At 43.1% G+C, this 24,672-nt stretch carries 24 protein-coding genes; 19 read left to right on the forward strand and 5 right to left on the reverse strand.

What is annotated here, in order from left to right; genetic code table 11:
* Positions 1-19: 19 nt before the first annotated feature.
* The 3 genes from nrdF to nrdH form a co-directional block, all read right to left on the reverse strand.
* A complete protein-coding gene (nrdF, locus tag A5883_RS17560) occupies positions 20-985 on the reverse strand; it encodes a class 1b ribonucleoside-diphosphate reductase subunit beta (protein WP_005225180.1) in 966 nt (321 codons plus the stop codon).
* Between the two features lie 97 nt (positions 986-1,082).
* Entirely contained in the window at positions 1,083-3,242 is a 2,160-nt protein-coding gene (nrdE, locus tag A5883_RS17565) for a class 1b ribonucleoside-diphosphate reductase subunit alpha (protein ID WP_086339191.1), read from the reverse strand.
* A gap of 97 nt (positions 3,243-3,339) precedes the next feature.
* On the reverse strand, positions 3,340-3,564 hold the full coding sequence (nrdH, locus tag A5883_RS17570) for a glutaredoxin-like protein NrdH (protein ID WP_005225182.1): 225 nt from the start codon (positions 3,562-3,564) through the stop codon (positions 3,340-3,342).
* A gap of 356 nt (positions 3,565-3,920) precedes the next feature.
* Here nrdH and A5883_RS17575 point away from each other — a divergent pair, with 356 nt between their 5' ends.
* From A5883_RS17575 to A5883_RS19295, 9 genes are all read left to right on the forward strand, one after another.
* The gene (locus tag A5883_RS17575; protein ID WP_060793026.1) at positions 3,921-4,388 is read left to right on the forward strand and encodes a FeoA family protein; all 468 of its coding nucleotides are present in this window, start codon (positions 3,921-3,923) and stop codon (positions 4,386-4,388) included.
* Positions 4,388-6,526, forward strand: coding sequence for a ferrous iron transport protein B (gene feoB / locus A5883_RS17580; protein ID WP_086339192.1), 2,139 nt, complete (start codon positions 4,388-4,390; stop codon positions 6,524-6,526). Before A5883_RS17575 ends, feoB begins: the two co-directional genes overlap by 1 nt.
* Positions 6,523-6,654, forward strand: a complete 132-nt coding sequence (locus tag A5883_RS17585; protein ID WP_010747544.1) for a hypothetical protein — start codon at positions 6,523-6,525, stop codon at positions 6,652-6,654. The genes feoB and A5883_RS17585 overlap by 4 nt, the downstream gene beginning before the upstream one ends.
* A 280-nt stretch (positions 6,655-6,934) precedes the next feature.
* The gene (locus A5883_RS17590; RefSeq protein ID WP_086339193.1) at positions 6,935-8,203 is read left to right on the forward strand and encodes a CapA family protein; all 1,269 of its coding nucleotides are present in this window, start codon (positions 6,935-6,937) and stop codon (positions 8,201-8,203) included.
* A 243-nt stretch (positions 8,204-8,446) separates the two neighbouring features.
* On the forward strand, positions 8,447-9,061 hold the full coding sequence (locus A5883_RS17595) for a hypothetical protein (protein WP_005225192.1): 615 nt from the start codon (positions 8,447-8,449) through the stop codon (positions 9,059-9,061).
* A gap of 266 nt (positions 9,062-9,327) precedes the next feature.
* Entirely contained in the window at positions 9,328-9,984 is a 657-nt protein-coding gene (locus A5883_RS17600; protein ID WP_086339194.1) for an HAD family hydrolase, read from the forward strand.
* A gap of 577 nt (positions 9,985-10,561) precedes the next feature.
* Positions 10,562-10,945, forward strand: a complete 384-nt coding sequence (locus A5883_RS17605; RefSeq protein ID WP_010747547.1) for a DUF7006 family protein — start codon at positions 10,562-10,564, stop codon at positions 10,943-10,945.
* 239 nt (positions 10,946-11,184) lie between these two features.
* Positions 11,185-12,027, forward strand: coding sequence for a Cof-type HAD-IIB family hydrolase (locus tag A5883_RS17610; RefSeq protein ID WP_086339195.1), 843 nt, complete (start codon positions 11,185-11,187; stop codon positions 12,025-12,027).
* Positions 12,028-12,145: 118 nt separating this feature from the next.
* The gene (locus A5883_RS19295) at positions 12,146-12,310 is read left to right on the forward strand and encodes a hypothetical protein (protein ID WP_016610470.1); all 165 of its coding nucleotides are present in this window, start codon (positions 12,146-12,148) and stop codon (positions 12,308-12,310) included.
* Between the two features lie 157 nt (positions 12,311-12,467).
* Here the strand turns inward: A5883_RS19295 and A5883_RS17615 are convergent, their stop codons facing one another.
* On the reverse strand, positions 12,468-13,106 hold the full coding sequence (locus A5883_RS17615; protein ID WP_086339196.1) for a CPBP family glutamic-type intramembrane protease: 639 nt from the start codon (positions 13,104-13,106) through the stop codon (positions 12,468-12,470).
* Positions 13,107-13,619: 513 nt separating this feature from the next.
* Between A5883_RS17615 and hisG the strand changes: the two genes are divergently transcribed.
* The 8 genes from hisG (at position 13,620) to hisIE (ending at position 20,932) form a co-directional block, all read left to right on the forward strand.
* A complete protein-coding gene (gene hisG / locus A5883_RS17620; protein ID WP_086339197.1) occupies positions 13,620-15,179 on the forward strand; it encodes an ATP phosphoribosyltransferase in 1,560 nt (519 codons plus the stop codon).
* Positions 15,176-16,456 (forward strand): histidinol dehydrogenase, encoded by a 1,281-nt coding sequence (gene hisD / locus A5883_RS17625; protein WP_086339198.1) that lies wholly within the window; start codon positions 15,176-15,178, stop codon positions 16,454-16,456. Before hisG ends, hisD begins: the two co-directional genes overlap by 4 nt.
* Positions 16,453-17,511 carry a histidinol-phosphate transaminase gene (gene hisC / locus A5883_RS17630; protein ID WP_086339199.1) on the forward strand — a complete coding sequence of 353 codons (1,059 nt, stop codon included), beginning with the start codon at positions 16,453-16,455 and terminating at the stop codon, positions 17,509-17,511. Before hisD ends, hisC begins: the two co-directional genes overlap by 4 nt.
* Positions 17,508-18,101 carry an imidazoleglycerol-phosphate dehydratase HisB gene (gene hisB / locus A5883_RS17635; RefSeq protein WP_086339200.1) on the forward strand — a complete coding sequence of 198 codons (594 nt, stop codon included), beginning with the start codon at positions 17,508-17,510 and terminating at the stop codon, positions 18,099-18,101. The genes hisC and hisB overlap by 4 nt, the downstream gene beginning before the upstream one ends.
* 65 nt (positions 18,102-18,166) lie before the next feature.
* On the forward strand, positions 18,167-18,790 hold the full coding sequence (gene hisH, locus A5883_RS17640; RefSeq protein ID WP_074934506.1) for an imidazole glycerol phosphate synthase subunit HisH: 624 nt from the start codon (positions 18,167-18,169) through the stop codon (positions 18,788-18,790).
* Entirely contained in the window at positions 18,787-19,506 is a 720-nt protein-coding gene (hisA, locus tag A5883_RS17645; protein WP_015509107.1) for a 1-(5-phosphoribosyl)-5-[(5-phosphoribosylamino)methylideneamino]imidazole-4-carboxamide isomerase, read from the forward strand. The genes hisH and hisA overlap by 4 nt, the downstream gene beginning before the upstream one ends.
* Positions 19,503-20,261: an imidazole glycerol phosphate synthase subunit HisF gene (gene hisF / locus A5883_RS17650; protein ID WP_086293280.1), complete on the forward strand. Its 759-nt coding sequence runs from the start codon at positions 19,503-19,505 to the stop codon at positions 20,259-20,261. Before hisA ends, hisF begins: the two co-directional genes overlap by 4 nt.
* Positions 20,262-20,299: 38 nt before the next feature.
* Complete coding sequence (gene hisIE / locus A5883_RS17655; protein ID WP_086339201.1) at positions 20,300-20,932, forward strand: bifunctional phosphoribosyl-AMP cyclohydrolase/phosphoribosyl-ATP diphosphatase HisIE; 633 nt, start codon at positions 20,300-20,302, stop codon at positions 20,930-20,932.
* Positions 20,933-21,063: 131 nt separating this feature from the next.
* Here hisIE and A5883_RS17660 read toward each other — a convergent pair whose 3' ends face one another.
* On the reverse strand, positions 21,064-21,513 hold the full coding sequence (locus A5883_RS17660; protein WP_086339202.1) for a DUF305 domain-containing protein: 450 nt from the start codon (positions 21,511-21,513) through the stop codon (positions 21,064-21,066).
* 817 nt (positions 21,514-22,330) lie between these two features.
* Between A5883_RS17660 and A5883_RS17665 the strand changes: the two genes are divergently transcribed.
* Positions 22,331-22,804, forward strand: coding sequence for a DUF1456 family protein (locus tag A5883_RS17665; RefSeq protein WP_086339203.1), 474 nt, complete (start codon positions 22,331-22,333; stop codon positions 22,802-22,804).
* Between the two features lie 390 nt (positions 22,805-23,194).
* Positions 23,195-24,672: MucBP domain-containing protein (locus A5883_RS17670; protein ID WP_254907898.1), on the forward strand; the 1,478-nt coding region annotated here is incomplete at its 3' end.

Here is a 24,672-nt window from a genome sequence, read left to right on the forward strand (position 1 = left end):
GTGTTTTTTTGTCAGCAAATCAATCAAGTCCGATGAAGTAGTCATCGTCTTTCATCGCTTCCACGGAACCAAGCAGATACCCGTTCCCAACTTGTGAGAAGAAGTCGTGGTTGCTGGTACCAGTTGAAATACCGTTCATGACGATTGGATTGACATCGTTGGCGGTATCTGGGAAAAGCGGGTCTTGACCTAGATTCATCAAAGCCTTATTGGCATTGTAACGCAAGAAGGTTTTGACTTCTTCGGTCCAGCCGATCTCATCGTATAATTCTTCGGTATAACGCTCTTCATTTTCATACAACTCATACAACAAGTCGTACATCCAGTCTTTCAGCTTTTGCTGTTCGTCTTCTGGTAATTCGTTGAAACCTAATTGGAATTTGTAGCCGATATACGTGCCGTGAACGGATTCGTCACGAATGATCAATTTGATGATCTCCGCTACGTTCGCTAGTTTGTTATTGCCTAAGTAGTAAAGGGGTGTATAGAAACCTGAATAGAATAAGAAGGTCTCTAAAAATACACTGGCGATTTTTTTCTCTAGCGGTGTGCCATTTTTGTAGATCTCATTGATTCGTTCGGCTTTCTTTTGCAAATATGGATTGGTGTTGGTCCATTCAAAAATATCAGCGATCTCCGCTTTTGTATTCAGGGTGCTGAAAATCGATGAATAGCTTTTTGCATGGACAGATTCCATAAATTGGATGTTGTTCAAGACCGCTTCTTCGTGTGGGGTGCGGACATCTTTACGCAGTTGATCCATACCGCTTTCTGATTGAACGGTATCTAATAAAGTCAAGCCGCCAAAGACGTAGCCCACCGTTGTTTTTTCTAATGGTGATAGCGTCCGCCAGTCATCAAGGTCATTTGATAAAGGGATCCGCGTATCTAACCAGAATTGTTCTGTTAATTTTTCCCAAGTGGATTTATCGATGATATCTTCGATCTCATTCCAGTTGATTGCTTCATAGTAAGTCTTACCCATAGTCGGTTCCTCCAATAATCGTATCAAGACAACAGCCGACCCGCTGTCAAGAAAGAGCAGGGGCAGGCGGTTGGTTCGTTTTCAGGCAAAAGTTGGATTAGATGACGCAGCTTTCACATTGGTTGCTGCCGATCTCTTCTGCATCATCTGTAAAGGTCCGTACATAGTAGATCGATTTGATGCCTTTGTGGAAAGCGTAGTGACGCAAAATGTTCAAATCACGGGTGGTTTGTTTTGTCGTTTCTTTCCATTCGTAAAGACCTTCTGGAATATCTGAACGCATAAACAAGGTCATACTCATACCTTGATCGACGTGTTTTTGAGCAGTTGCGTAAACATCGATCACTTTGCGCATATCCATATCGTAGGCTGATTTGTAGTAGCCGATCGTCTCATTGCTCAAGTAAGGTGCTGGATAGTAGATCTTGCCGATTTTCTTTTCTTGGCGTTCTTCGATCATCCGAGTGATTGGGTGGATGCTGGCACTCGTATCATTGATATAAGAGATCGAACCATTTGGTGCAACGGCTAGGCGGTTTTGGTGATACAAACCGGTTTCTTTGACGGTTTGTGCCAAGGCTGCCCAATCTTCACCAGTTGGCAAAAAGACGCCTTCAAACAATGCTTTGACTTTTTCCGATTTTGGTTGGTAGTCACCTTGGATATAATCGGTGAAGTAGCTGCCGTCTGCATACGCTGATTTTTCAAAGTTATGGAAAACTTCGCCTTTTTCTTTGGCGATGGCATTGCTTTCAACCAATGTCCAATAGTTCAACAACATGAAATAAAGATCAGTAAATTCAAGGGATTCTGGTGAACCGTATTCCATTTGATTTTTTGCAAAATAGGTATGCAAGCCCATTGCGCCTAAACCGATCGTGTGGTTCAAGGCATTCCCATTTTGGATCGATGGTACTACGTCAATGTCAGACGCATCAGTAACAAAGGTCAAGGCACGAGTCATTGCTCGAACAGATTTCCCAAAGTCAGGGCTGTCCATCAAGTTCACGATATTGGTGGAGCCTAAGTTACAGCTGATATCTGTTCCTAAAAGTTCGTATTCTTGTTTGCCGTTGATCTCAGATGGTGCTTGGACTTGAAGGATCTCGGAACAAAGATTACTCATGATGATCTTGCCATCAATTGGGTTGCTGCGGTTTGCTGTATCGATATTGATGATATAAGGATAACCAGATTCTTGCTGCAATTTAGAAATTTCGTTTTCTAGATCACGGGCTCTGATTTTGATTTTGCGAATCCGTGGGTTCATGACTAAGTTGTCGTATTCCTTGGTGATATCGACATAAGAGAAGGGTACGCCATATTCTTTTTCGACACTGTAGGGACTAAAGAGATACATCTCTTCATTTTTGCGCGTCAATTCGTAGAATTTGTCAGGTACGATCACGCCTAATGATAAGGTTTTGACACGGATTTTTTCATCCGCATTTTCTTTTTTCGCTGATAAAAAGCTGATGATGTCTGGGTGGAAGACGTTCAAGTAGACCACGCCAGCCCCTTGCCGTTGACCCAATTGGTTTGAGTAGCTGAAGCTATCTTCAAACAATTTCATTACAGGCATCACACCACTTGCTGCCCCTTCGTAGCCTTTGATAGGCGCGCCGGCTTCCCGCAAGTTTGATAACGTGATCCCGACACCGCCACCGATTCGTGAAAGTTGCAGCGCGGAGTTGATCCCACGACCGATCGCGTTCATGTCATCAGTGATTTGGATCAAGAAACAAGAAACCAACTCACCGCGACGTTTGCGTCCTGCATTCAAGAAAGAAGGGGTTGCTGGTTGGTAACGTTGGTAGATCATTTCATCTGCCAAGCTCATTGCTAACTCTTCATTGCCATCCGCAAAGTAAAGGGCGTTGAAAGCGACCCGATCTTCGTAACGTTCTAGATACGCGGTACCATCATTCGTTTTTAATGCGTATTGTGAATAAAACTTGTAAGCAGCCATAAATGATTTGAAAGTAAAGTGTTGCTCATCTAAGAATTGATACAATTGCTCAATAAAGGCAGGGCGATACTTTTTGATAAATTCTTCTTCTAAATAATCATTTTCAATCAAATAATTGATTTTGTCCATTGCAGTCGCAAAGGTTAAGGTATTTGGTTCAACGTTTTCTTTAAAGAATGCCGCTAAGGCTTCTTTGTCTTTATTTAATGGAATTTGACCATCTACTGGACGGTTGATCTCATTATTCAATTTGAAATAACTGACATCTTTGATTTCTTTCAAGCTCATAAATGGCTAACCTCTTTTCTTGTTTTGTTCGTATAAAAAAGGACTTGCGGTCTGGACGACTGACAAATCCCTCAAAAGCATCACATTGAGAAAAATCTTAGCTCGCTAATTGACGTAGTTGATCTGGACGGAAACCGATGATCGTTTGCGCATCAGAGGTAATGACTGGCACACTTTGGAATCCTTGTTCTTTCAAAAATTCTAATGCTTCAGGCTCATTATCAATATTGATTTCTTCAAATGCAATCTGATTTTCACTTAAAAAGCGTTTCGCCATTTTACATTGCATGCAGTTGTTTTTCGAAAATAGTTTGATATTCATAATTGTTTCCTCCGAGTTGTAATAGTTATAAACCTAGTATAAATAAGTCTCGGAGAAAGTCAACGAAAAAACACTATATCTTGTGCTTGTGAATTCGGCATACACAATTTATAGTGTTTCTGTGTTTTTTATGCAAGGGAAAAAGCGGAAAATACTTAGAATTACAAGGTTTTTGCGTAATTAATACAGGGGATATGCAATCAAAATGAGTAAAAAAAATCCGTATTGTGAAGGAAGATTCAAAGTGAGACCCAAAACAGATTGACTTCTTATGGAAATGGCTCTATTATAATGATAATCATTCTCAATTAAAGTGGGTTAATTATAACAACACTTCACAAAAGGAGTAAGAAGCAATGAAAATGGCGCAAACTCGGGCTTCTGGAACATACAAAATCGACTCGTTGGCAACCACCAAAGAAATCACGGCTCATTTAAATGATCTTGGTATTCGCACGGGCGTTGAAATCGTTGTGGTACAAAAAGATCGCAAAGGCGGCATCATTTTACACCAAGGGACGCGGATCGCTTTAGATGAACGGGTCATGGAACAAATCGATGTCACAGAAACCCAGCAGCAAACCATCATTACCTCTTTGGATCAGCTGCAAGTCGGTGAAAGCGGGAAGGTCAATCAGATCGCCGCCAAAGGTGCGGTGCGCCGTCGATTGATGGATATGGGGCTTACGAAAAACGTCCATTTGGAAGTGGTGAAGCTGGCTCCTTTGGGTGATCCGATGGAGATTCGGCTCCGCGGCTATGAATTGTCTTTGAGAAAGCAAGAAGCAGCGTTGGTTTTTGTCGAAAAAGGAGTCGAAGCGTAATGACCTATCACTTTGCATTAGCAGGAAATCCCAATAGCGGGAAAACGAGTACCTTCAATCAATTGACCGGTGCCAAACAAACAGTGGGGAATTGGCCAGGCGTTACCGTGGAACGAAAAGCGGGACGACTGCGAAAAGACCGACAAGTCTTGATCCAAGATCTACCAGGGATCTATTCCTTGTCGCCGTACACACCAGAAGAACTGATTTCTCGCAATTATTTGATGGAAGCATCATTGGACGCGGTGATCAATATTATCGATGGAACCAACCTGGAGCGCAACCTGTATCTAACATTGCAATTATTAGAAATGAATGTCCCGACTGTGGCAGCCATCAACATGATCGACTTATTAAAGAAAAAAGGCTTGCAGATCAATTTCGAAAAGCTAGCTTACGGTCTAGGGATTCCCGTAGTAGGGATCAGTGCTTTGAAGCAACGCGGCTTAACCAAAATGATCGAGGCAGCGAAGCATGTAGCCAATACACAACCGTTTCCTCCCCGCTACGATGCTCGTCTAGAAGCTGGCTTGACCGAGATCATGGCGATTTTGCCAGAGACGATCCCTCAGCAGCAAAAACGCTGGTTTGCCATAAAACTCTTCGAAAAAGATGAAGCGATTCAGACGATGTGTAAACTGACTGATTCCCAGCAGGCAGTCCTTCAGGAGACGATTTCGATTTTAGAGCTGATCTTTAAAGACAGCAGTGACGCCATTCTCGTCAATGAGCGCTATGGCTTCATTGAAGAATTGTTGGCCCTGGCAGTCATCAAGGAAACAGATCAGCACTTAGCCTTCAGCGACAAAATCGATCGCGTGTTGACCCATCGCGTATTGGCACTACCGATTTTTTCCTTCATTATGTGGGGAATCTACTATTTATCGATTCAGACGATTGGTACGATTGGTACTGATTGGGTCAATGATGTATTATTTGGCAGCTGGATTCCCGAAACAGCAGTGCACTGGCTAGAACAGCTGCAAGTCGCCCAGTGGCTGCAAGAACTGATTTTAGACGGCATCGTGGCAGGTGTCGGTGCGGTCTTAGGCTTTTTGCCACAGATCTTCGTGCTGTTTTTTTGTTTGGCTATCTTGGAGGACTGCGGATACATGGCACGGGTGGCATTTGTCATGGACCGCCTGTTTCGCAAGTTTGGTCTATCTGGCAAGTCGTTTATCCCCATGTTGATCGCTACCGGTTGCGGGGTGCCGGGGGTGATGGCAAGCCGAACGATTGAAAATGAAAAGGATCGTCGGTTGACGGTGATGGTCACGACCTTCATGCCTTGTTCTGCTAAATTGCCGATCATCGCATTGATTTCAGGAGCCTTTTTCCCTCAGTATAGTTGGGTCGCACCATCGGCCTATTTTGTCGGCATGGGTGCTGTGATTTTTTCAGGGATCGTCTTGAAAAAAACGCCTTTATTTGCAGGTGATCTGGCACCATTTATTATGGAACTGCCAGCGTATCATTTGCCGCAGCTCACAACGATTTTGAAAAGTGCCTGTGATCGAGCCATTGCTTTTGTGAAAAAAGCCGGTACGATAATTTTTGTGGCTTGTATCTTTGTCTGGTTTACCTCCAGCTACAGCTTTGCCTTGCAGCGGGTCACAGAAGACCAAAGCATTTTGGCCTTTTTCGGACGATTTTTGGCGCCGCTTTTCGCTCCCCTAGGCTGGGGAACCTGGCGAGGCGCCGTGGCGACGATCACTGGCTTGGTAGCCAAAGAAAATGTGATCGGTACCTTTGGGATCCTCTACGGACAAACCGGGGAGTTGTCAGAAAGCGGGACGGAGATTTGGCAAGTGTTGCGCGGCGATTACACTGCTGTGGCCGCATACTCTTTTCTCGTCTTTAATTTACTATGTGCCCCTTGTTTTGCAGCTATCGGTGCGATCCACCGTGAAATGGGGGACAGCAAGTGGACATGGTTAGCCATCGGCTATCAATGTGGCTTGGCGTACTGCGCCAGTTTGTTGGTCTACCAATTCGGGCACGTCATCTTTGAAGGCGGACACCTCACGCTGGGTGTTTTCGCGGCAATCCTCATTGCTGGGCTATTGGTATTTGCTCTGTTGAAGAAACCATTCCGAGGGAGTGCACCCTTGATCCAAGTCGTAGGAGGCGGAAAATGATTGCTACAATAATTCTAAGCGGCCTGATTTTTGGCTATGGCACCCGTGTGGTGTACCGCATGGTGAAAAAGGATCATTGTTCTGATTGTCATAGCAGTTGTCCTGTGAAGCATGAGGAAGCAAAGTAGAAAATAGCTTCAGGATGGCAAAATTTCTGAGATCAGAGCTACTATAGAAAAGAATAAAAGAAACGAATAAAACAACTCAGAAGCGAATAAAACAGTTCGATCACGATCGGGCTGTTTTTTTATTCTTTACAAAACGACCTATTAAAGGAATCTCAAATATAGTATAATTATTTAATGAAAAGATATTATTTAGTGGGTTTCGCAGGAAAGGGAGCAGGGAATCTCGTTAGAACGTAAACGAAGATAGGTTTTTGATAAAGCAGAGTGAAAGGGTGAGGGCATGAGACAACAACGAAGACGGGAGCGTCAGAAACACCAGCGGATCATTGTGGGGTTAAGTACAGCGTTGCTGGCAATCATACTTGGAGTGATTTATCTAGTGATTCAAGTGACAAGCATCCCCGAACAGCGTCATACAGCAGAAACGACAAAGGCAACAAAGTCAATACAAGAAACGAGTAGTTCTACCGAAACAAAGCCAGCAGTAAAAACCATCACAGTGACAGCTAGTGGCGATATGCTTTATCATACACCTGTTTATTTAAGCGCTTACGATGGGAAGCGTTATGATTTTGACAATGATTTTGAGCAAGTCAAACCGCTGATTGCATCGGCGGACCTTGCTTTAGGTGATTTTGAAGGAACCATCAATCCTAATAAACCGCTTGGCGGTTTTCCCTTATTCAACGCCCCTATCGATGCTGTTGCCAGTATCAAAGACGCGGGCTTTGATGTGATTGATCTTGCCCATAACCATATTTTAGATACAGGGATCGAAGGAATCAAAACAACGGCGGCTGCTTTTCACGACCAAGGCTTGGCAACGATTGGTGTCACGGTCGACAATAGCGGAATCCTGGTCAAAGAAGTCAACGGGATTAAAGTTGCTCTCTTGGCCTATGCCTATGGCTTCAATGGCCTTGAAGAAAGCTTAACTCAAGCAGAGTATGACACCTATTTGAAAGACTTGTCGTTAGATAAAGTGGAAGCAGAGATCAAAGAAGCGGAAAGCTTGGCGGATATCACCATCGTGATGCCTCAGTCTGGTGTCGAGTATTCTTTAGAACCAACGGAAGAACAACAAACTGTTTATCGGAAGATGATCGATTTTGGTGCTGATATTATCTTCGGCGGCCATCCGCATGTAGCAGAACCAACCGAAATCATCGAAAAGGACGGTGAAAAGAAATTTATCATTTATTCAATGGGGAACTTACTGTCGAATCAACGTTATGAAACCGTCAATAACAACTATTGGACCGAACGAGGCGTCATCCCAGAAGTTGAAATCTCCAAAGAAGGGCAACGGACCTATTTAAGCAAGATTGTCTTGCATCCGACTTGGGTCTCCAAAGAACCGATCCCTGAACGTACCTATTATGATCCAGAATACGGCGTCTTGCAGGCCTTTGATTTTCAAGTCTACCTTGCCGAAGATTATCTGCCAGATGGGCAATATGCCAAAAATGTCCCTGAAGAAAAACGCCAGCGGATCGAAACCGCCTACCATGAAATGCTGGAGCTGTTGGATTTGAAGTGGGAGCAGTGATGAAAATATAAAATGAAAAAGAAGGCAATCTGGCTAACAGGTTGCTTTTTTATTAGCTATCGAAGAGTATGAACCATGAAATGAAAGTTAATCTATTTTTTTTAACATGACACCAGATCACCATTTATGAACAAAAAATGACACCTCAAGCTGATAAAAATAAGTAATAATGTCAACATAAAGTATTCAGAAATCATTTCCAACTCATTTCTGAATAAATAAGAAAGGAAAGTAGGGTTTATCATGAGAATTATCATATTGACGAAAAATATATCATATGAGATTGATTTGCAGCGGGAGCTGCAGATTTTGAGCCATGAAGTGTTCGTGGGCAGAAGTACCGAAGAGGAGGAATGGTTGATAGAAAGTGCCAAGTTATTTGACTGTTTATTTGTCAGTGAAACAATTGCTGATCCAGAATTTTTATTGCTCAATCAGACATTGGCTCCTTATTATCAACAGCGGATCGTTCGAATCTTGCCAGGGAATGACGAACAAGAAATGATACTGGAAAAAGCGGAAAATGCGACCTATCTTAATCGGTCATTTGTCGAGTTGAGAGAATTTTTGGCGGCTTTGCCACCAAATACTCGCAAGTTAGAAAAGGCATCAGTAACGAAGGAATCGTTCCCTAAATTTCTTAGTCTGCAAGAACAGATCTTTTTCAATAATCTAGCAGAAGAGCAATTTATCAACCGAGAGGACCTTTGCTGGAAAATTTGGGGCAACGGCGGCACGAATTCCCGAAAATCGCAGCTATCGATTTTGGCGAAACGAATCAATGAGAAATTAGATGAATACGACTATACTGAAAAACGCGTCCGTACAGCTTGGGGCAAAGGATATATCTTGCAATAAAAAAGCTAAAAATGGGTTTAACTTTTTATGTCTGACAAATAGGTCTTCAGGTAAATTTGCCTATCTTGTAGAAACGACTCTGTTTTCAAAGCGAGTCGTTTTTTATATAAGTATATTAGCAATAAATGAAGAAGGTTATGGAAAAATATGATAATGCTTTTTTTTAGTGATAAAATAGAGATAATCAGTAATGGAAAGAAATATTGCGTAAATGAAAAAAGCATTTGTAGAAAATTGATGGAATACCTTTTGGAGGAGGAAATATCGTGAAGCAGGTTGAATGTGTGCTATTTGATTTAGATGGAACTTTATTGGATTCAAAAGAATGTAGTGTGAAGGCGACAAAAGCAGCTTTTAAAGAGATGGGACTCAAAGTACCCAGTGAAGTAGTCATTGAACATTATATGGGGATACCGATCGAAGAATCATTTTTTAAAATGTCTGAACAGCCATTAGATCAAGAAACCGCAACGGAATTGATTCGGATTTTCCGAGCCTATTACCAAACCTATGAAGAAAGTACCTTGAAAGTATTTCCAGAAATTCCCCATGTCTTAGAAATCTTAAACAAACGAAAGGTACCTTGTTTCGTCGTTTCAAGTAAGAAGACAGCGGTTGTCAAACGAAACCTAGCTGCTCAGGACCTTGTGGTGTTCTTTGAAGAAATCATCGGCTCTGATGCGGTGACCCACTACAAACCTCATCCCGAAGGAATCAATAAAGTCGTGGCACACTATCAATTTGACCCGACAAAGACGATCATGGTAGGAGATGCTATTTTTGATATCCAAATGGGAAAAGCCGCGGGTGTCAAAACGATCGCCGTTACGTGGGGCAGCCACGATCCGAAAAAGCTTTCTGAAGAAAACCCAGATGCTTTGGTAGACGCGCCACGTGAGATTTTAGATTTTCTATATGCATGATCTTTTTTTGTGCTCACAGTGTAAGAGGACGTTTTAGCCTCGCTTATATCTTGGCATGATCGAAAAAGAAAGGACAGATTGTCCTTTTACAAAATGTAAATTGAGAACTTTGACCAATGATCGAAACCAGCGATCATTGGTTTTTTGTGTTGTCGTGAGAATGAAGGCGCCACAGCATTGGTTAAAAGCATTCATTTCCATTCGTTCTTTTGTTTGATCGTGTAATCATCGGAAAATCACTGCAAATAAATTCCTTTTGATCTTTCTTCTTAGATAAAGCAATGCGGGTACGCTGGATTTTTCTCTCTTATTCCTCTGCTAGAGCAAAAAGGAATTATAAGCTTGGGCAAGAAAAAACTATAATGAGAGTAACTGATTTCCTTAGATCATGCATTGGAGGTGAGCGCAGAAAGGGATGCCACCCAAGGATTTCATGTGATTTGAAATATTAGAAGATAAAGCCTTTGTTTTATGTGAAGGGATGTAAGGGCAACTAACGAGGATGGAAATCATTACGATCAAATGAGGGATCAATGCTATCATTGAAGAAAAGCCATGGATGGAAAGGAGTGATTCTGTGTTATCAGAAAAAATAAATGACCCGAAGGATTATCTGTCTTATTCAAAGGAAGTATTGTTAAGCGCTGGGGTACTGACAGCCTATCCGAAACTTTTTACTTATTATCAGGAACTTTGTGTTGACTTCGAAGACATTTACTATGATCGAACAAAGAACTTATTTGATACCTTTCGAGCGCTTCTGGCTGTGGACGCACAGATCCAAATTCTACTGGAACTTGTGACCAATACCAAAACTGACCTATGTCAAGAGCTGGGGATGAAGGAAGAGGAAATTATCAGTATGATCAAGCATGACAAACGGTACTATTATCGCGAGCTTACGGGTCATGCAACTAACCAACTACCTAAATGGGGGTTGATTTATTTAAGTGAAGAGTAAGCTACGCAAAGGATAAGTCACCTTAAAAGTGATCAAATGAAAGCCATTTGACGATCATCAAAGATAAAGGGCATCGAGAAAAAACGAGATCGTGTTTATGTATGAGTCAGTAAAATAGTCTAGCGAGGTTATCTTGTGATTTGTTATACTAATAGCAAGCGGCTGACGGTGACATCTTGGATTCAGCAAATATGTTCATGTGAGCGCTTTATTGATTGGGTTAGGAAAGAGGGAATGAAATGACGAAGAAAATTGTCTTTTTAGATGTAGATGGAACATTGTGCGATGATGCGGGAAACGTACCTGAAAGTGCTCGCCAAGCGATCACAGCGGCACATAAGAAGGGGCATGAATTTTTCTTGTGTACGGGTCGTTCAAAAGCCGAAATCACAGAAGATGTACTGGCACTGCCTTTAAGTGGAATGATTGGTGCCGGCGGCGGTTATTGCGAGGTGCACGATGAGGTGATTTTGCACAAAGTTTTTGAAAAGGAAGCCTTATTAAGACTGATCGATTTCTTAAAAGCAAACCAAATCGAGTATTACTTGGAATCGAATCAAGGATTATTTGCAAGTACCAATTTACGAAATCGGTTGATTGAGATCGTCTTAGCAGGTGAGCCTGTTGAAAGTGAAGCAGGAAAACAACGTGTTCAAACTATTCAGTGGTTCCTTGATTTATTGATCGAGGACGAAGCGAAAATCGATTACGATGACGTGAACAAAGTTTCCTTCATCAATCATTCCATTCCTTATGAACAGGTTCATGACCAATACCACGAACAATTCCAAATGATTCGCAGTACAGTTCCGGTTTTTGGCAAAGACAGTGGCGAGATCGGCATCAAGAATATCCACAAGAAAACAGCCATCGATTTTCTCTTGAACCATCTAGGGATCGATAACAAAGATGCCTTGGCGTTTGGTGACGGCCATAATGATGTCGAAATGTTTGAAGCCGTTGCGACAGGAATTGCGATGGGCAATGCCTGTGAACAGCTATTGGCAGTAGCTGACGAGGTGACGGCTCGACCAGAAGACGGCGGGATTGCGCAAGCGCTCCAAAAGCACGGTCTGGTGTAACCAATAAGAAGCAAACGTCTGCACAATCCTTTTGCTTTCTAGAGGGATTGATCAGGAGTTGAGCGACGTTGTTAAAGTGACCTGTAAAACCAACGATTGACAAGGAGGCTGAGTTAAAATGAAGGAAACAACTTTTCTTTGTTATCTTGAACAAGCATTGAAAAACCTGAAAGCGACAGAAGCCCTGCGTTTTAATATCGAAGGCGAAGTCAAGCGGCTGATGAAGGTGTACAGTGAAGCAGAAATTTGTGAGAAAGTAAAAGAGGATCCCTTTAAAAAGTAAGGACATTTTCTTATGAAACACAGCGAATAGAACAAACACCCAACCTCGTGAAAGGCACAAAAGCGATCAATGCTTCCTTTCAGGGAGGGATACTCAGGTAACTAGTTGTTATATCAAAAAAGACTGATTTCAATTGAATCAGTCTTTTTCGTTTTTCTCAAGCAGTCAGATAAGCCACTAAAATAGCAAACAGGTCGAACAAGACATGTGTGCCCCAACTAGTCAGGATCGAGTTGCTCTTGATGGCAGCTTGGTTAAATAGCAAGCGCGCCACCCCTTGAATGAAAAGAATATGGACCAAGGTATGGAAAACATTGCCGTTGTCATAAGTGCTGTAATGAACCAAGCCAAAGATGATCGCGGAAAGGATGCTGGCAACTGGCAAGGTACATTTACTAGAAAAGATCGCTAAAAAGAAGATGGAAAAGAGTTCTTCTCCAAGTAACATGATTGGAATAACTAGCAGAGTCAACCATTGAAAGCCTTCGTTCACTGGATTTCCGTGAAGATCCCACTTTAGTCCGTATTGCAAAACAAGAGAAACGAGAAAGCTGATCAGGATGTTTAAAAGAAAATACTTGCTGATCGTCTTCACTGGTGCGATGGGTTTTCCGAAGAGCTGCTTGACTGCTTCTTTACCGTAAACTAGCCGTAATGCCCAATAGCTGGCAATCGATAATGAGAAGATGCTGACGATGGCAGGGGCATACAAAAGACCGACCAAACCGATACCTGCGAGGACTGTTCCTAGTAAAGCGTTGCTCCATGAGATTTGTTTTCCTATAAGTTTGTTCATTTACTTTTCTCTCCTTATTAAGCTATAGAGGATGTACTATTTAGCTGTTTTCTCTGATTCTTCTGCTGTGTGCTTTTTGTGCCGTAATATAAGCGATAAGTACAACAATGAACGTTTTGGGTGATTTTCATATCATCGCTTCATTTGCGCCAATTCTTTGTACGGTACAAAAGATAGAGTAATCGATAACGAGTTTCTGAAACAAGATGGTCGTATATTTCGGACTTTTTTATGGTTGAGCAACTAAGTGATGGCGGATGCACAAGTACTAAGTTACTTCATTAAGAAAGGAAAACTGACTTCCAGATTCGATGGAATAATCGTCAACAAAGAAACGACATCGCTATGTACTCTTGAAATCGACTAAAAATTCCAGAATATTTCGAAAAATACCATTGCTTATTTATGGCAAAACCATTAGTATTATTAGAAAAACTGATGGTGAATCGATGATAAAGCGAGCCTTTAACAGTGAGAAAGCCGAATCAGTGGCATGAAATAGGAGTGATAAGTGTGGAAGAGTTATGGAATGTATTGAAACCAGCCGAACAAGTCGAACTGAAATTAAGAAAATTGTATACGCAGCATCATTTTTCACCTTATCACTCGAACAATTTTGAAGAGTATCGCAACTATCAGCAAAATGATCAGTTCTTGCGTGGTTCTTCCATCATCACGTTTACAGGCACGGATGGCAGGACGATGGCGCTAAAACCTGATGTCACCTTGTCGATTGCCAAAAATACACCTTCTGGAGAAGCGCGCAGAGTGTATTATGTGGAGGATGTCTATCGACAGGATCGTCAAGCAGGGGAATACCAAAAGATCGATCAAATCGGTTTGGAGCTCATTGACCAAATCACATGGGAAGATCAACTGGAGGTTGTAAAACTGGCTTGGGAAAGTTTGGCTCAGGTGGGAAAAGGGACCTTGGATCTGTCTCATATGGGGATTTTGGATGGCATCTGCCAACGCTTCCCCGAAGCGGATCGACAAAAGGTACTGCACTGCCTGCGGGACAAGAGTTCTCATGGCATGGATGCACTGACTGAAAAAGCTGGCTTGTCAGCAACAGAAGCTGAAAAATTGGCGAAACTGGTACGTTTGTCAGGTGATTTTGAAACCAAGTATCAAAAGGCCAAAGAGCTGCTGGCAGAGTATCCCCAAGCACAAGCTGGTTTAGCAGAACTAAAACAACTGTACCAAGCATTGCAAAAAGAACAACTGTCAGCCTCCATTCGGATAAGGCTGGATTTTTCAATTTTAAATGATGCCGATTATTACAGTGGCTTGCTGTTTCAAGGATTCATCGAAGAAGCAAGAGAGACGATTTTATATGGCGGCCGTTATGATCGCTTGATGAGTCGGCAAGGCAAAGAGCAAGGGGCGATCGGGTTTGGTATGAAGCTCAACCATGTAGGGCAAAAGGTGCCGACTGACAACGAAAGTTCAGGCTATTTGAACATTGCGCTACCTAAAGGCCGCATGGGGGATGCCGTATACGATTTATTCACGAAAGCTGGAGTCGCTGCGCAAGGTGTCTTCAAAGACAATCGCCAACTAATTTTTTGTGATGAAGAAAACAAGCTGCGCTTTTTCTTAGTCAAGCCGAGCGATGTGGCGATCTATGTGGAGCACGGAGTGGCGGATATCGGTGTCGTAGGCAAAGATATTTTAATGGAAAGCAAGGCAGAAGTCATCGAATTTCTTGATTTGCATATGGGGGTCTGCCGTTTGGCAGTAGCAGCGCGTACGGATTTCGAGGACGATTTCTCCCGCCCGCTGCGGGTCTCCACAAAATATCCGCAGATCACCCGCCAGTTTTATCAAGGGTTAGGTCGCTCGGTGGAATTGATCCAACTGCATGGATCGATTGAATTGGCTCCTTTGTTAGGTCTCTCCGATGTGATCGTTGACATCGTCGAAACGGGGACGACACTAAAAGAAAATGATCTAGAAGTGATCCAAGACATCGCGCCGTCTTCAGCGCGTTTAGTGATCAACCACGCCACGTGGCGTTTCAAGCAAGAACGCATTCAAACAGTGATTGAGAAGGTGAGGGAGCAATTATGAGAATTTTTTCGACCCAAAAAGATACGATCGAAACGATTGTGGCAAGGAAACAGTCGGAAACGAAGGATGTTTCAACCGTTGTCGCCCAAATCATTGCCCGTGTTCAGCAGCAAGGAGATCAGGCGTTGTTTCAATTAATTGAAGAAATCGATCAAGTGACCTTGTCTTCCTTAACCGTCAGTCTTGAGGAGGTTGAAACGGCTGTCCAAGCCGTCTCCCCTGAGCTGCTTGAGGTGATGGAACAGGCGAAAGAAAACATTTTGACATTTCATCAAAAGCAAGTCCAGCAAGGCTTTGTCTTGACGAAGGAAAATGGCGTTGTGATGGGACAGCGGGTCTTGCCACTAGCAAAAGTCGGGGTCTACGTTCCTGGCGGCACAGCAGCTTATCCTAGTACGGTTTTGATGGATGTCCTGCCCGCAAAAATCGCCGGGGTCAAAAAAATCGTTATGATCACACCGACGGACAGCCAAGGAAAAGTTCCAGCTGCTATCTTAGCGGCAGCTTCCGTTGCTGGAGTGGATGAAATCTACAAAGTCGGTGGTGCCCATGGCGTAGCGGCATTGGCTTATGGGACAGAAACGATTCCCAAAGTCGACAAAATCGTGGGACCAGGAAATATTTATGTCGCCACAGCGAAAAAAATGGTGTACGGCGAAGTTGATATCGATATGATCGCAGGGCCCAGCGATGTGCTGATCATCGCCGATGCCAGCGCAAATCCTCGTTGGCTGGCAGCAGATCTTTTGGCACAAGCCGAGCATGATATCTTAGCGCAAGCCATCTTAGTCACAACAGAAGCAACCTTGATTGAACAAGTCCAAGTAGAGCTTGACTTGCAGCTGAAGCAACTGCCCCGCAAAGACATTGCTGCTGCGGCGCTTGAATCTAGCGGAAAGCTGATCCTAGTCAAAGATTTGACCGAAGCACTTACCATTGCCAATCAAATCGCCCCAGAACATCTTGAATTAGCAGTGGCAGATCCTTTTGCTTTGTTGGGACAAGTAGAAAATGCGGGCAGTGTCTTTTTAGGACATCATACACCAGAAGTGCTGGGAGATTATTTTGCTGGACCAAATCATACCCTACCAACAGAAGGGACCGCCCGTTTTTACTCACCGTTATCAGTGGATGATTTTATTAAGAAAAGCAGCTACTTGTATTACCCAGAAGCAGCCATGAAGGCGGCTGGTCCAGCCGTAGCATTGTTCGCAGAAACCGAAGACTTGATCGGCCATGCCCGTTCGATCAATGTACGAAGAGAGGGAGAAAAATGACCTTTTTACATCAAAAGTATCACAAGCTGACTCCTTATACACCAGGGGAACAAGTAGACGAGCAAGCCGTTATTAAACTGAACACCAATGAAAGTCCTTATCCGCCAGCACCAAGTGTTCAAGCAGCGGTTGCCGATGCCGCCCACAAGCTGAATCGTTACTCGGATATTGCTGCTGAAGTGGTGACAACCCCTCTGGCTGCTTATCTTGGCGTTACACCAGCCCAGCTGTTTCTCGGTAATGGCAGTGACGAAGTCTTGTCCTATCTCTTTCAAGGCTTCACGGAAAACGGCATCGCCTTTCCCGATGTGACCTATGGGTTTTATCAAGTGTATAGTGCCTTGTACCAAGTCGCTGCCACCGTTGTTCCGCTGCAAGAAGATTTCTCGATTGCGTTAACGGACTACGATTCGCTCAAAGGGACCGTTATTTTTGCCAATCCCAATGCGCCGACTGGGATTTATCAAGAACAAAGCGAAATTTGTGCCTTTCTAAAACGGCATCCCGATCGCTTAGTGATTGTCGACGAGGCCTATATCGATTTTGGCGGCACTTCAATGGTTTCTTTGATCGATCAATACCCAAATCTCTTGGTTGTCGGAACGTTTTCGAAATCTCGGCAGCTGGCAGGGGCACGTCTGGGCTTTGCGGTTGCCAATGAAAGACTGATCCAAGACTTGAATCGGTTGAAATTTAGCTTGAATCCTTACAATGTCAATAGTTTGACCCAAGCCGCAGGTGCAGCCGTTTTGCAGGAACAAGCGTATGTCGATGAGAAGATCCAAGCAACGATCCACGTGCGTGAGTGGAGCAAGCAAGCCCTAGCGAAGCTCGGCTTTGAGCAGACCGACAGCCAAGGAAATTTTTTGTTTGCAAGGCACCCTGCGATTGCTGGTGAAGAGTTGTATCAGGCACTGAAAGAGCAGAAAATCTTCGTCCGCTGGTTTAATCAGCCCCGCATCAAAGAGTATTTACGGATCACGGTAGGAACGAAGGATCAGATGGAACGATTGATGACGGTGTTAACAACGATCATAGAAGAGGTGAAGGAATGAGAAAAGCAGAAGTTACCCGCAATACGACTGAAACCAAGATCCACCTGCAGTTGACGATCGATGGTACTGGTCAGCAATCAATCAAGACTGGTGTGAGGTTTTTAGACCACATGCTGGAATTATTTGTCCGCCACGGTCGCTTTGATTTGACGTTGGTCTGTGATGGTGATACAGAAGTAGATGCCCATCACACAACAGAAGACGTTGCCATCGCCATTGGCCGAGCGTTTTCAGAAAGTCTTGGGGAGCGACGAGGCATCAAACGCTATGGCAGTATGCTGCTGCCGATGGACGAAGCCTTAGTCATGACAGCGATCGATATCAGCGGTCGTGGCATGGCAGTCGTAGAGTTGGCGATACCGAGCGAAAAAATCGGGCAGCAGTTTGATACGGAATTGGTTGAAGAATTTTTCATTGCTTTTGCCCGTGAATTAGGTGCTACGATCCATTTCCATCAAATCGCTGGGAAAAACAGCCACCACATTGTGGAAGCTTGTTTTAAAGGCTTTGGGCGTGCCTTAGGTGAAGCAGTAGCGATCAATCAAGCAGCCCCAGATGAGATCCCTTCAACCAAAGGGACGATCCAGTGATTCATGAGGGAAAAATGATTACGTATCTTCCACACAGATGGATGAGATAAGGAAAGGGGCGTATTATGTTAGCAATCATCGACTATGGGGTCGGCAATTTGTTCAGCTTGTCTCGTTCGCTGGATTATTTGGGGGTTGACTGCCGAATCACGCGTTCACTAGCAGAATTAAAAGCTGCCGACCGCATTCTTTTACCCGGCGTAGGCGCTTTTGGCGATGCCCGCCAAAAGTTGGCAGAGTTGTCGCTGATCGAACCGATCCAAGAATTGGCAGCAGCTGGCAAACCCTTTTTAGGCATTTGTTTAGGGATGCAGCTGTTGTTTGATAGTAGTGAGGAGTTTGGCACACATGTGGGGCTCGGTTTGATTCCAGGACGGATCGTTTCCATGCAAAGCGCCTTTGAAGAAGCCAAACTGAATCTAAAAGTGCCGCAGATTGGTTGGAATCGGCTGACTGTCAGAAAGGAAAGTCCTCTAGTCAGCGGGCTAGGGGAACAAGATTTTGTCTACTATGTCCACAGTTATTTTGCTACTGATTGCCAAGAGTATGTCATAGCAGACAGTGACTATGGTCTAGCAATTCCCGGTATCGTGCAAAAAGACAATGTCTTCGGCACTCAGTTTCACCCAGAAAAAAGTGGGGCTGTCGGGTTGAAGATTTTAAAAGCATTTACGGAGGTGCCGCTATGAAAATTTTTCCAGCAATTGATCTGTTAGATCAAAAAGTGGTCCGTTTGTACCAAGGAGACTATGAGCAAAAAGAAGTGTTTGGGGATGATCCAGTGGCATTTGCTCGTTCATTTGAAGAAGAAGGTGCCAACTATCTGCACCTCGTCGACTTAGATGGTGCCAAAGCTGGCAAACTCCATTACTTTGATGTCGCAAAAAAAATCGTCCAGCAAACCAATCTGTTTGTCGAAGTTGGCGGCGGGATTCGTGAGGAAGAAACGATCCAGCATTGTTTGGCAGCAGGCGTTCATCGGGTGATCCTCGGCACGATTGCCCAGAAAGACCCAGCATTCACAAAAGCGATGCTCAAGAAATACGGCAACAAGATCGCCATTGGGGTCGATGCCAAGGAAGAAAAAGTGGCCGTGGAAGGCTGGCTCGAGAAAACGGCAACAGACGCGTTTACTTTTTGCCAACAATTGGTGGAATGGGGAGCGCAAACGATCATCTTTACCGAAATCTCGCGTGACGGTACAGGAGAAGGCATCAATCTGCCCTTATACGAAAAACTCAATCAATTGGATTGCGACATCGTGGCTTCTGGCGGCGTGGCTTCATTGGCAGATATCAAAGGATTAAAACAGTTGGGCATCTCTGGCGTGATCGTCGGGAAATCCTTATATAACGGCAGTCTCCAATTGGCGGATGTCTTAGCAGCAGGGGAGGCAGAAGCATGATCGCCAAACGAATCATTCCTTGCCTTGATGTGCGAGATGGGCGAGTCGTGAAAGGGGTCAATTTTGCTGGCTTAAAAGATGTTAATGATCCAGTGACTTTGGCGCGCTTTTACAATGAACAAGGCGCCGATGAGCTGGTTTTTTATGACATTACTGCTTCTGCAGAAGAACGCGGCTTATTCACGGACATTTTGCAGCGCGTGGCGTCAGAAGTGTTTATCCCCTTGACGGTGGGCGGTGGCATCAATCAAGTAGCAGATTTTGAGCGAGTCTTAAACTGTGGCGCCGACAAAGTCAGCGTCAATTCGGGAGCGCTTCGCCGACCAGAGTTGATTGCAGAAGGCGCGAAACGCTATGGCAGCCAGTGCGTTGTTTTATCCGTTGATGTTCGCCGAGTCGGTGAGAACTGGCATGTGTTTGCCAAAGGCGGCCGGGAAGATACAGGCTTAGAAGCATTGGCGTGGATTCACCAGGCTGAGCAGTTAGGTGCTGGCGAACTTGTTATCAACAGCATGGATACCGATGGCGTGAAGCAGGGGTTTGATTTAGACTTGCTGAAAGCTGTCAGCGAAATCACCAAATTACCGATCGTCGCATCGGGTGGTGCTGGCAAAAGTGCCGATTTTATCGAGCTGTTTCAATTGCCAAATATTGAAGCAGGGCTGGCGGCCTCGATTTTTCACTATGGCGAGGTGAAAATCCCAGAGCTGAAAAAACAATTACAGGCCGTCGATATTCCCGTACGAATCGTATAGCGTTGGCGTTTTGATAGGCAATAGAAGGAGTGGATAACATGGTGCAAGTACGATTTGATGAACAAGGATTGGTTCCAGTGATCGTGCAGGATGTGGAAACGAATGAAGTTTTGACCTTGGCTTATATGAACCAAGAAAGTTTGACCTTGACCTTGAAGGACCGATTGATGACCTTTTATTCCCGCAGTCGCCAAGAATTGTGGCGCAAAGGAGAAACCAGCGGCAATTACCAGCATTTAGTATCATTGACCGCAGATTGCGATCAAGATGCCTTAGTCGCCAAAGTAAAAAAAGACGGACCTGCTTGCCATACAGGCACAGAAAGCTGCTTTACAGAGGTGCTTTATGGTACAGAATCCTCTCCGACCATCGATGCGTTGTATGAGCTGATAAAAGGTCGTAAAGATACGCCGCAAGAAGGCAGCTATACCAGCTACTTGTTTGAAAAAGGCTGTGAGAAAATCTTAAAAAAAATTGGCGAGGAAGCAACCGAGGTCGTGATTGGGGCGATGAAGGAAGACCGCCAAGAAACCGTTTATGAGATTGCTGATTTGGCGTACCACACATTGGTTTTAATGGCAGAAATGGGGATTGATTTAGCGGCTATCCGCCAAGAGCTTGCCAAGCGTCATGTTGTGGATAAGAAAGTCAAACAAGAACGGATGCAATAATGGTCAGGGTTTTTCAGTAGAAAGAAAGCAACTGACGATAAAAAAGAAGCCCTTCAGCCATTGCTTGAAGGGCTTCGTAACCGTGGCGATAAAGTTGATCTGCTGGTACTTTGAGTGAGCACACAAACTGGCTATTTGTTTTCCAACTCTTCGATCAATTCTTTCATTTCTTTGATTTCTTTTTCCTGTGCGTCAATGATTTTTTCTGCAAGTTCTTTTACTCTTGGATCAGACAAATCGGCATTTTTACTGGTTAAAATCGCAATCGAATGATGGGGAATCATGGCTTTCATCCAGGCCGTATCTCCCACGGCGGTTTGGCTTCTGACCATAAACAGTGAACCAAAAAAGAGTACAACACTGACAACTAAAATTCCGATATTCATTTTCTTGTTGTCATACATCTTCCACATAAACAGCAGCATGATGATCGCCATCATCGCGCCCATCATAAGTGCCATAAACAGGCGGGTTTGGCTGAAAAAGATATGATCGAGGGCGTAGACATTGAAATACATCATACAAAACATAATCACCGTCGATATCCCAATCATCACCAAAAATTTCCCGTATTTCTTCATTTCTTTCCTCTCCTTTTTGTTTTTGCTACACGAAATAAAACAATAAAATCAACCAAAAGGGTCAAGAACACTTGCCTTGCTTTTGATTATTTTATTGTTAAGCAAAAAATTTTCTCGTTAAATTAAGTATAGCGGATAAGAAGAGTTTAGAAAAATAATACACTTAAGCAGGTTCCTTTTAGAGATGAGGAAACGATGACCAAGCGTGCATCCTGTCATCCATATTGAGGCAATGCTCGGCTTTTCCTAACAGAAGCCCCATTTTAAAAGAAGATTGAAAATCAGGGTATTTTATGCAGTAAATGAAAAAGGACGAAAATACGCCCTTCCTAAAAGAAATCAAACTCGCTTATTTCTTTTTTCTTTTGTTCGTTGAATAGATACTAAGCACAAGGGCAAGTCCTATACATAGAATCAACACAAATGTCATTTTTTCCCCTCCTAGTCCTTTGTCCTGAAAAGCGAAAATCATACATTTTTCTTCCGTCAGTGTTTGATTGCTTTATGAGGAAAGAAGGATAAAGCAGACCTACTTTTATCATCGGTAATGATCGGCAGTAGAAAATACCCGAATGATTTTCCTAATCTATGTACCATGTTACAGTGAAGAAGACAGATGATGGCGACAGAAACTGTTTTGGTCGTTACTGATTGTGTCGTGAATCAGTACAAGTGACATTCACATGAACGCAAACTGGTGATATCTAAGCGTTGGGCAATTGATTTTCTAGCAATCCCAAGCAAAGGAATTCAAAAATGATGGTTCTTAAGCATTTTTATTTGTTATAATCAACCTAAGAAATGGATGGTGTATAGAATGAATCACAATGATCGCTTGACGCGTTTACGCTATGCTTTGGATATCAAAGATACCGATATGGTGAAAATTTTTGAACTTGGCGGCGCTTCTTTCACAAAAGAAGAAGTAAGACAATTATTGAAGAAAAAAGACCCTGAGACCTATGAGATTGAATGTACCAATGAAGCCTTTGAGCGTTTCTTAAATGGTTTGATTCGCTCGCAACGAGGAACAAAGCCAGATGCTGCAGAACCTGTCTTAGAGTTGAACAATGGCAATGTAAATAATTTGATGCTGAAGAAAATAAAAATCGCCCTTTCCCTAACAACAGATGAAATGCTGGACATTTTCCAGCAAGCGGGAGTCAAAGTTTCAAAAGGTGAATTAGGCGCCATTTTACGCAAAGAAGGCCATCGCAATTACAAGCCATGTTTAGACAAATATGCTCGCAACTTTTTAAAAGGATTGACGATCGAGTATCGGGATAACTAGTAAAAAATCAATAATAGGCTGAACTTACAATGGGCTGCCCAAAGAGATGCATGTATGTGTCTCTTTTTTTATGTAAATTCAAAAACAATGTAAATCAGTAATTATAACGCTAACTGAGGCCAAGCTTGGAGCATGAAGGAGCAGGTGAAGTGAACGATCTGTTTGCTTGAATAACCTGTTCGTTAAAACCTGACAAGTTTGGTCATTTCTGATACAAATGTTGACGTGTTCAGAATGATGAACCATGTAATACTATCAAAATGAACAGGGGTATCCTGTGTCTAAAAGTTGTAATTAACAAGTCGTCACCATCATCAGAAGGGGAAGTTTGTCGATAGGTGAAAGATAGGAAAGCGTATCGTATTTAAACGAATATAAAAGGAGAATGTTATGAAAAGGAAATTTTGGGGTTATTTGTCATTGGCGATCTTGTTAAGTCAGCCTGTGTTGGCACCTTTGGCACAAGTTATGGCTGAGGAACAGGAAACCATTCCATCAAACAAAGAAATAACGACATTAGGAACATTAGAAAAAGTGGAGGAGACTACTGAAACAGTCGATTCTTCTCGTATAGAAGAAATCAATGGAGACACCACAAGTAACTCAGAATCGCAAGAAGTGGTTAATGATGATGAGAAAAGTGGCTCGACGGAAAGTACAGAAAAAAACCTCCCTGATCCAAGTGAAGACACAGCTAGCTCGGCAACTGAATCATCAGCGGAAATGAAAGAGGCATCTAATCGCAGCGTTTCATTAGACGCTTGGATGCCAGATAAGAATTTGCAAAATGAGGTAGCTAAAGGGCTAAACAAAACAGTTGATACAATCACTCAAGAAGATATGGTGAATCTAAAACAGTTAGATTTTTCTTCTTTAGCCAAAGACACAGTAGTCGATTTTACTGGTTTAGAATACGCTAGCAACTTGCAAGCGTTATACACGACATCTATTATTGCTACGAATGTTCCCAAAATCACTATGGCGGAAAATGCAACATTGTTTACCCGTCCTAATGTACTAGCACACATTCTTCCAAAAGGATCTTTTTCAAATATCCACATAGGAAATTATGATGCCTATTTGACAGCCCAAGAATTAATTGGGGTTGGTCAATATCTTAGTGGATGGGTAACAGATTATCTGACGGTCTATGCAAGTAGCATGACGGATTTTTCTAAGTTAGAGCTATCTCCAGAACACCATCAAAATTCCCAACTATCTATTATGACTCAGGAGAAAATACTATTAGAGCCAATGCTAGTAAAAGATGGCCAATCTGATGTTCTTTATAAAGACCGTATGATGGTTGATACCCAAGGAAATGCGTTGCTCTCTTCTTTGTCCAACAAAAAGTATTCTTATTCGATTCGGGGGATAGATAAAAATGGCTATATCTTTCCCTTATATGAAAATGATGGGTTTGAACTGACTGAAGAAGGAATTCAATTTAAAAATATTCCCGCCAATGTTGACTATTTGTCAATCACTTCTCTTGTTCCTAATCGTTTATCCACCGAGAGAGCTGCTAGTACAGGTACCATTCAATATTTAGTGAATTATCAAGTACCTGTGAAGTATGTGAATACTGCAGAAGATGTTACGGTCAAGTATCTTGACGAAAACGGACAGACGCTTGCACCAAATGTCACTTTATCAGGGTATGTAGGCGACCCCTTTACTACGGAAGAAAAGGATATCTCAGGCTATACACTGAAAGAGATCCAAGGGGATAGGATAGGGACCTTCAGTGATGTCGCGCAAGAAGTCGTTTATGTCTATGAACGTAGCGATGCAGCGCCAGTGACGGTAAGATACGAAGATAAAGAAGGCAATGAATTGGCAGCACCAACCGTAATGAATGGCAAAGT

Origin of the sequence: Enterococcus sp. 5B3_DIV0040, from assembly GCF_002140755.1 — a bacterium.
In the GTDB taxonomy this organism is placed as follows: Bacteria; Bacillota; Bacilli; order Lactobacillales; family Enterococcaceae; genus Enterococcus_D; species Enterococcus_D casseliflavus.

What these genes read in the sequence shown, in the direction of transcription:
- nrdF (WP_005225180.1), bottom strand. Translation starts at nt 985, where the DNA reads ATGGGTAAGACTTACTATGAAGCAATCAACTGGAATGAGATCGAAGAT.
- nrdE (WP_086339191.1), bottom strand. Translation starts at nt 3,242, where the DNA reads ATGAGCTTGAAAGAAATCAAAGATGTCAGTTATTTCAAATTGAATAAT.
- nrdH (WP_005225182.1), bottom strand. Translation starts at nt 3,564, where the DNA reads ATGAATATCAAACTATTTTCGAAAAACAACTGCATGCAATGTAAAATG.
- A5883_RS17575 (WP_060793026.1), top strand. Translation starts at nt 3,921, where the DNA reads ATGAAAATGGCGCAAACTCGGGCTTCTGGAACATACAAAATCGACTCG.
- feoB (WP_086339192.1), top strand. Translation starts at nt 4,388, where the DNA reads ATGACCTATCACTTTGCATTAGCAGGAAATCCCAATAGCGGGAAAACG.
- A5883_RS17585 (WP_010747544.1), top strand. Translation starts at nt 6,523, where the DNA reads ATGATTGCTACAATAATTCTAAGCGGCCTGATTTTTGGCTATGGCACC.
- A5883_RS17590 (WP_086339193.1), top strand. Translation starts at nt 6,935, where the DNA reads ATGAGACAACAACGAAGACGGGAGCGTCAGAAACACCAGCGGATCATT.
- A5883_RS17595 (WP_005225192.1), top strand. Translation starts at nt 8,447, where the DNA reads ATGAGAATTATCATATTGACGAAAAATATATCATATGAGATTGATTTG.
- A5883_RS17610 (WP_086339195.1), top strand. Translation starts at nt 11,185, where the DNA reads ATGACGAAGAAAATTGTCTTTTTAGATGTAGATGGAACATTGTGCGAT.
- A5883_RS19295 (WP_016610470.1), top strand. Translation starts at nt 12,146, where the DNA reads ATGAAGGAAACAACTTTTCTTTGTTATCTTGAACAAGCATTGAAAAAC.
- A5883_RS17615 (WP_086339196.1), bottom strand. Translation starts at nt 13,106, where the DNA reads ATGAACAAACTTATAGGAAAACAAATCTCATGGAGCAACGCTTTACTA.
- hisD (WP_086339198.1), top strand. Translation starts at nt 15,176, where the DNA reads ATGAGAATTTTTTCGACCCAAAAAGATACGATCGAAACGATTGTGGCA.
- hisC (WP_086339199.1), top strand. Translation starts at nt 16,453, where the DNA reads ATGACCTTTTTACATCAAAAGTATCACAAGCTGACTCCTTATACACCA.
- hisB (WP_086339200.1), top strand. Translation starts at nt 17,508, where the DNA reads ATGAGAAAAGCAGAAGTTACCCGCAATACGACTGAAACCAAGATCCAC.
- hisH (WP_074934506.1), top strand. Translation starts at nt 18,167, where the DNA reads ATGTTAGCAATCATCGACTATGGGGTCGGCAATTTGTTCAGCTTGTCT.
- hisA (WP_015509107.1), top strand. Translation starts at nt 18,787, where the DNA reads ATGAAAATTTTTCCAGCAATTGATCTGTTAGATCAAAAAGTGGTCCGT.
- hisF (WP_086293280.1), top strand. Translation starts at nt 19,503, where the DNA reads ATGATCGCCAAACGAATCATTCCTTGCCTTGATGTGCGAGATGGGCGA.
- hisIE (WP_086339201.1), top strand. Translation starts at nt 20,300, where the DNA reads ATGGTGCAAGTACGATTTGATGAACAAGGATTGGTTCCAGTGATCGTG.
- A5883_RS17660 (WP_086339202.1), bottom strand. Translation starts at nt 21,513, where the DNA reads ATGAAGAAATACGGGAAATTTTTGGTGATGATTGGGATATCGACGGTG.
- A5883_RS17665 (WP_086339203.1), top strand. Translation starts at nt 22,331, where the DNA reads ATGAATCACAATGATCGCTTGACGCGTTTACGCTATGCTTTGGATATC.